The organism is Rickettsia endosymbiont of Ixodes scapularis, assembly GCF_000160735.1.
In the GTDB taxonomy this organism is placed as follows: Bacteria; Pseudomonadota; Alphaproteobacteria; order Rickettsiales; family Rickettsiaceae; genus Rickettsia; species Rickettsia tamurae.
In genome coordinates this window covers 1,807,762-1,814,160 of record NZ_CM000770.1, presented here as the reverse complement: position 1 = coordinate 1,814,160, position 6,399 = coordinate 1,807,762, and the positions used below count along the sequence as shown (strand labels likewise).

The window sequence follows — 6,399 nt, the reverse complement described above, 5'->3', positions numbered from 1 at the left end:
AGCCCTATTACATATTCCCATTTCCCCGTATTACCTTCAATATATGCCATAATTAAAAACCCTTTGGCTCAAATTTAATATGTTTTACACCTGACTCAATTGTCGATGCTACTTTCAAAACATTATATTCATCTAATTGTTTACCTATAATCTGCATCCCAAGAGGTAAACCTCGTGCCGATAATCCGGCAGGAACCGATGCACAAGGTAAACCGGCTAAACTTGCAGGAATAGTAAATAAATCGTTTAAATACATAATAGTCGGATCATTTTGTTTTTCACCGATCTTAAAAGCTTCGGTCGGTGCTGCAGGTAACAAAATGGCGTCAACTTTTGCAAAAGCATTATTAAAATCGTTTGCAACTAAATGACGTACTTTTTGAGCTTTTAGATAATATGCATCCATACAACTAGATGAAAGCACATATGTTCCAATCATAATACGGCGTTTTACTTCCTCTCCAAATCCGGCTGATCTAGTCATTTCATACATTTCGTCAAGCGTCATATTTTCACGTTCTACCCGAAGACCGTATCTAACACCGTCATATCTAGATAAATTTGAAGAAGCTTCAGCCGGTGCTATTACGTAATAAACGGCAACACCATATTTAGCATGCGGCAAAGTAATATCAACTATTTCAGCACCGGCGTTTTTAAGTAGCTCTATGGTATCCTGCCACATTTTCATAATATCAGGTTCAATAATACCACCTTCACCAAGGCTAAGAGGTACGCCTATCTTCATATTTTTCATAGAACTTCCGATAGCGGATTGTAGCTCTGGAACTTCTGCTTTAATCGAAGTAGAATCTTTTTCGTCAAACCCCATCATCGCTTCAAGCATGATGCTACTGTCTAAAACGCTTCTAGTAAATATCCCTGCTTGATCAAGTGAGCTAGCAAACGATACCATTCCGTATCTTGAGCAACGACCATATGTCGGTTTAAACCCGACTAAACCCGTAAAGCTTGCAGGTTGACGTACCGAACCGCCTGTATCGCTACCAAGAGCAGCAGATGCCATAAATCCGCTAACTGCCGCAACTGAACCGCCTGAAGAACCGCCTGGAATTAAATCAGCATTATCATCATTTGCTTTCCAAGGGCTAATTACATTTCCAAAACAACTAGTGATATTTGCTGAACCCATAGCAAACTCATCCATATTGGTTTTGCCGAGCATCACACCGCCCTTATCAAAAATATTTTGTGTAACACTTGATTCATAATTAGGTATAAAATTTTTCAGTATATTAGAACATGCCGTAGTTCTAATTCCTTTCGTGCAGAAAAGATCTTTAGCGGCAAACGGGATACCTTCAAGTGTTCTTGTTTTATTTTGAGCATAATTTTGATCGGCTGCTTCAGCCTGTTTTAAAGCTAAATCAAAAGTTTCGGTAACATAAGCATTTAGGTTTTTATGCTTTTCTATTTGTTTAATATGTGCATTAACTAATTCCTTACTTGTAAAATCTTTATTTTTTAGACCTTTTACACTGTCTGCTACTGTTAATTTGTTTAGTTCCGTCATAATTATTCAACAACCTTTGGAGTGATAAAATATTTTACTTCTTTAGCAAGCTGAGCACTATTTCCGCTTACATTATCAAATAATTTGTTTGATAAATCAGAACTCGTAACTTCATCCTCTCGCATTCTAGCATTCATATTAGAAACCGAAGTTAAAGGCTCTATATCTTTGCAATCTATTTCATTTAAAATATCAATCATATTCATAATAGTACTAAGCTGAGCAGAAAATTTTTCTACAGTATCTTCTTCAAATTTTAATCTAGCTAATTTTGCTATTTTCTGTGTTTCTTCTTTTGTTATCATAGTTTTATTATTTTGAGTGGTAATGGTATGATGTTATTCCCGTGAAAGCTTGCTTGCGTGGATCGATATTCTGTAAATCAGAATTTTTTAATTATTTTTCTGGATTGCCACGTCGCTTCGCTCCTTGCAATGACGATTCAGTATCCACGCAACAAATCTAAAGCAGGAATGACATAGAAAGTCAAACAGTCATTATTTCTTGTTCTTTTTGTTTTATTACCGAGTCAACTTTACTACTATAATCATCGGTTAACTTTTGTACTTGTTCAGATAAGCTATGATGCTCATCTTTTGCGATAACGTTATCCTTTTCTAGCTTTTTAAGTTCTTCATTACCGTCTCTTCTAATATTACGTAATGAAATTTTAGTATCTTCACCGTATTTATGAGCAAGCTTTACCAATTCTTTACGCCTTTCTTCGGTTAAAGCCGGTATAGGTAGTCTGATTAATTGACCGTCTGTTGCTGGAGTTAAGCCAAGATTTGCTATCGTAATTCCTTTCTCTACCGATGATACCATAGATTTATCCCAAACCTGCACGTTAATTGTTCGTGCATCAGGGGTGGATAGAGAAGCAACTTGTGAAAGCGGCATTTTACTTCCGTAAGCTTCTACGGTTACACTATCAAGCAAATTAACCGAAGCTCTACCCGTACGTAGCCCTTTAAGCTCATGATCTAAAACTTTGAGAGCTTTCTCCATCTTTTCTTGTAAGTTTTTCTTTAAATTCTCTTTACCCATCTTTATTTTATCCATACTAATAATTATATTTTTATTTGGTATAAGCATTACCGGTGTAGTTCTATGTCATGCTAGTTCCTTGATCACGGCATCCAGTTTTTTTCCTTTTTTATGGATACCGGTGTCAAGCCACGGTATGACACTATACTACATTTCCTCAATTGTCGTATATTCCCCTTTATCTTGTATTACTCTAGCAAAATTTCCCTGTTCTTTTATCGAAAATACCCTTATAGGTAATTTATTTTCTCTTGCAACTGCAATAGCTGCTGTATCCATGACTTGTAGGTTGTTAGTTATAACATCTTTATAGCTGATAGTGAAATATTTTTTAGCATCCGGATTTTTTTTAGGGTCGGAATCATATACACCGTCAACCTGAGTTGCTTTTAATAAAATATCGCAATTCATTTCGATTGCACGAAGTACTGCAGCACTATCGGTTGTACAAAATGGGTTACCCGTGCCGCCGGCAAAAATTACTACACGCTTTTTTTCCATATGTCTTTTAGCTTTGCGGCGAATATAAGGCTCGCACACGCTCATCATAGGAATAGCCGATAGAACCCTTGTATAGATATTGAGGCTTTCCATAACGTTTTGCAGTGTTAAAGCATTAATTACCGTTGCGAGCATACCTATATAATCCGCTGAAGCTCGATCCATACCGACGAGTGCTGCATTAATCCCGCGGTAAATATTTCCACCGCCGACTACAATAGCGACTTCTACTCCTAAATCGATAACTTCTTTAATATCGCCGGCAATCTTTTTTATTACGTCATATTCATGCCCAAATTGCTTGTCTCCCATTAAAGCTTCCCCTGAAACTTTAAGTAAAACTTTTTTATACTTTAGAGCATTTATATCTGACATCATTTTCTACTTCAAGTTGTTTTTAATATCTGCTTAATTTTTTTAATCATTATACCTCTCTGTAGGTCGGTAATCGATGATTTATTAAGTGCATGCACTAATAACATATTATTATTTATATCAAGTGTTACTGTACCTGGAGTTAGAGTAATCGAATTACCATACATTATTTCGCCTATTTCTTCTAGCCCTTCTGCGTCAACCCATTCAAAAATCGGTTCTATCCCTATCTTTCTTTGCCAAATTATTTTAATAATCGAGAAAGCTGATTTCCATATTTCTAATAATAACCAAGGAAAATATAATATAAATTTAATTTTAGTGAGCATTAACATTTCCGGTTAATTTGATATTTGAAGTAAAAGGTATTAGTAGCATTATAAATACAAATAACAGCCCTATCATATTAAATATATTATTTATTGCAATTACAAAAGCATCATTATTTAATTTGTTTACTAACAAGCCCTATAATAAGCATCAGGCGTAAATCTACTCCTAGCCCTAACATTCTACCGGCGAGTGGTGCAGATAAAAATTGTGCTCCGCCCGTCACCATCATAGTAGCCCCGATTTGTAATGTATCATATCCGGCAATAGTAAAGAGAAATAGCGGTAATATATATACTGCCCCGTATAATCCGATACCCATAACGAACGAATAAAGGCAACCAAAAGTAAAGTCTTTATAAAGAAATGTTTTTTAAGTCTAAAATTGGATTAATAAAGGTTAGTTCTCTAATGATTAATAAAATAAAACCTAAAGCTACTGCAATACTTAAGAATAATATTAAATTATCCTCAAGCCAACCTTTTTTGTTTCCTTCTTCTAAAACATACTGTAATAAGCCGAGCGTTAAAGCAATTAATAATATACCGAGAAAATCAAAATTTTTCAGTAATTTATAATTTGGTTTATCAAAATCCCCATATAAAAAACTACCGTGCATACGAAAATACCGGGTATGAAGTTTAATAAAAACATAAAATGCCATGATAAAATCTCCGTAATATATCCACCGAGTGTAGGTCCTAAAGTAGGGGCAACAGTTACGATAAGTCCAATTAAGATAGTAACGGTAGGACGTTGCGATGCAGGAAAAATTATAAAAACGGTACTAAAGACCGTTGGTATCATAGCACCGCCAAAAAATCCTTGTAATGCTCTAAAGATAATCATGGATTCAATATTAGTTGCAAGCGAATATAATACGCTCATAACCGTAAACCCTAAAGCTGCAATAAAATAAGAAATTCTAGTAGAAAGCAACCTTGCTAAAAAGCCGGTAATAGGAATAATGATAACTTTAGCTATTAAGTACGATGTTTGAACCCAAGAAAGCTCATCGCTTGATGCAGCAAGACCGGCAGCTATTACGGATAATGAGCTAGCGACAATCTGAATATCAAGTACCGACATAAACATCCCGACAACCATACCAAAAAAAGCAAATAATTGCTTTTTAGAAAGAGCAGGCGGTTGTAAATTATCATTTGACATAATTAAATTATACATTATACAGTTTAAATTAAATAAAGTTAATAAGTGACATAAAAATATATGTTTAAAATAAAAAATTGTTGTACAACTTTTAATTTTTAATTAAACTATTTATTAGGATATAAGTAGACAAGACATAATATATGGTAATCATTTTATTTATATTTAGCAAATAATAAATATGTGATTGATTTATTAAAAAATATTTACTATAATTGATTTATTAATATGCTTACTACATGACAATTTTTAGAGATGTAAGGACTAAAGGATTGAATTTTGCTGATAATTCATGATGATAACGGGGAAAGAACTTGGTTTACATATGAAAGATCATTCCGCCCCTCTAGTCGAATTATTACAAAAACATATTTCACTTAATTTATCAAGAGCAAAATGTTTAGGATTATTTATCATTTCAATGCTTAACAGCAGGACAGTAAACATGTCATTGTTATGCAATAGAATGCCGTCTGGGATTAAAGCAGCTTCATGGTATAGAAGGATGCAAAGATTTATCTCTGAAATCTCAATATCATGGAGAGTATTACCTGTTATGTTAGTCATGATGACTGGGTTTGAGCAGGAGCAAAAATGGGTATTGTGTTTAGATAGAACGAATTGGAAATTTGGTAAACGACATATAAATATTTTATATTTAGCTGTCAGTTTTCATGGTATAGCGATCCCCCTTTTTGGAATTTTCTAAGTGATAAAAAGTGTGGTAACTCTGATTATATTGAGCGTATTGATCTGATGGAGTGTTTTTTAGAAGTTTTTGACAAAAACCGCATTGAAGCATTAACCGCTGATAGAGAATTTATAGGTAAGGAATGGCTCTCTTGGCTTAGAACAAATCAAATAAGATACGTTTTTCGAGTTAGAGAAAATGGACAATATATCAGTAATGCAAGGGGAAAAATGGTTAAAATACAAGAGTTATTTCGCCCTCTAGCCATAGGATCGCATGTGAGTTTGTCACAACGTAGAATTGATACAAAAGGTGAAATATTTAATGTAGTAGGGATCAGAAATAAGAAGAGTGAACTTGCAGTCTTAATACATAGTGATGAGATCAAAAATCCTGCTGAGATATATGCTCAAAGATGGCAAATTGAAACAATGTTCAAAGCTTTTAAATCAGCAGGATTCAACTGTGAAGCAACTCATATTACTAATGATTTACGATTAGATACATTGATGCAAATATTGTCTATTGCATTTTGCCTAGCTTATCAAACTGGAGAGATTATAGTTTTAGATAAACCAATAGTTATTAAAAAACATGGTTATAGGCAAAATAGTATATTTCGTGTTGGATTAGATACATTGGTTAATATCTTGTATAATATTTCTACTCAATTAGTACGTTGGATACAGCTGTTGTCCTTGATATTCCAATATCCAAAGATGATAAAATGAAAAATTGTCATGTAGTAAG

7 protein-coding genes and 1 pseudogene are annotated in these 6,399 nt (G+C 33.9%); 2 read left to right on the top strand and 6 right to left on the bottom strand.

The window, feature by feature from the left end:
• Window positions 1–52: 52 nt before the first annotated feature.
• From gatA to REIS_RS09150, 6 genes and pseudogenes are all read right to left on the bottom strand, one after another.
• Window positions 53–1,534 (bottom strand): Asp-tRNA(Asn)/Glu-tRNA(Gln) amidotransferase subunit GatA, encoded by a 1,482-nt coding sequence (gatA, locus tag REIS_RS09175; RefSeq protein ID WP_008581293.1) that lies wholly within the window; start codon window positions 1,532–1,534, stop codon window positions 53–55.
• Between the two features lie 2 nt (window positions 1,535–1,536).
• Window positions 1,537–1,839, bottom strand: coding sequence for an Asp-tRNA(Asn)/Glu-tRNA(Gln) amidotransferase subunit GatC (gene gatC, locus REIS_RS09170; protein ID WP_008581292.1), 303 nt, complete (start codon window positions 1,837–1,839; stop codon window positions 1,537–1,539).
• 181 nt (window positions 1,840–2,020) lie between these two features.
• On the bottom strand, window positions 2,021–2,581 hold the full coding sequence (gene frr, locus REIS_RS09165; RefSeq protein ID WP_023507574.1) for a ribosome recycling factor: 561 nt from the start codon (window positions 2,579–2,581) through the stop codon (window positions 2,021–2,023).
• Window positions 2,582–2,728: 147 nt separating this feature from the next.
• Complete coding sequence (gene pyrH / locus REIS_RS09160) at window positions 2,729–3,460, bottom strand: UMP kinase (RefSeq protein WP_008581290.1); 732 nt, start codon at window positions 3,458–3,460, stop codon at window positions 2,729–2,731.
• A gap of 8 nt (window positions 3,461–3,468) precedes the next feature.
• Complete coding sequence (locus REIS_RS09155) at window positions 3,469–3,792, bottom strand: monovalent cation/H+ antiporter subunit E (RefSeq protein WP_008581289.1); 324 nt, start codon at window positions 3,790–3,792, stop codon at window positions 3,469–3,471.
• Window positions 3,776–4,958 (bottom strand): annotated as a pseudogene (locus REIS_RS09150) (DHA2 family efflux MFS transporter permease subunit). Before REIS_RS09150 ends, REIS_RS09155 begins: the two are co-directional and overlap by 17 nt.
• 292 nt (window positions 4,959–5,250) lie before the next feature.
• Between REIS_RS09150 and REIS_RS13470 the strand changes: the two are divergent.
• Window positions 5,251–5,667, top strand: coding sequence for a hypothetical protein (locus REIS_RS13470; protein WP_008579269.1), 417 nt, complete (start codon window positions 5,251–5,253; stop codon window positions 5,665–5,667).
• Entirely contained in the window at window positions 5,613–6,380 is a 768-nt protein-coding gene (locus REIS_RS13465; RefSeq protein WP_338109802.1) for an IS4 family transposase, read from the top strand. Before REIS_RS13470 ends, REIS_RS13465 begins: the two co-directional genes overlap by 55 nt.
• The last annotated feature ends 19 nt before the right edge of the window (window positions 6,381–6,399 follow it).